At 64.0% G+C, this 578-nt stretch carries 1 pseudogene; it reads right to left on the bottom strand.

Features of this window, described 5'->3' with window-relative positions:
- A pseudogene (locus GVL03_RS19210) lies at window positions 1–578 on the bottom strand (lysine decarboxylase); the annotation flags it as partial.

A 578-nucleotide genomic window follows, 5' to 3' on the forward strand; every position in this document is an offset into this window, starting at 1 on the left:
CGCTCGGTCTTGCGGTGCGCGATGTGGGCGAACGCGTCGCTGGGCTTCATCGCGGGCGTGAGGTCCGAGAGGTACATCTCGGTGGTCAGGCGCGCGATGTCGTATTTCGCGTAGAGCTCGTGCACGTGCTGGCACAGGTCCTTCAGGCCCATGCGCTCGTAGCGCTTGTGCTGCTGGCAGAACTCCGGAAGGATGCGCCACATCGGCTGGTTCTTCTCGTAGTCGTCCTTGAACTGCTGCAGCGCCGCCAGCAGCGTGTTCCAGCGGCCCTTGGTGATGCCGATGGTGAACATGATGAAGAAGCTGTAGAGCCCCGTCTTCTCCACCACCACCCCGTGCTCGGCCAGGTACTTGGTCACGATCGACGCGGGAATGCCGGTCTTGTCGAACTTGCCGTCCAGGTTCAGGCCGGGCGTCACGATGGTGGACTTGATCGGGTCCAGCATGTTGAAGCCGTCGGCCAGCTGGCCGAAACCGTGCCACTTGCTGGCGTTCTTCCTGCCCTTGCCGTCGCTGCGGATGATCCAGTCCTCGGCACGGCCCAGGCCCTCGTCCACCAGCTTGTCCGGGCCCCAGAC

The organism is Microbacterium sp. 18062 (assembly GCF_902706225.1).
Lineage (GTDB): Bacteria > Actinomycetota > Actinomycetes > Actinomycetales > Microbacteriaceae > Microbacterium.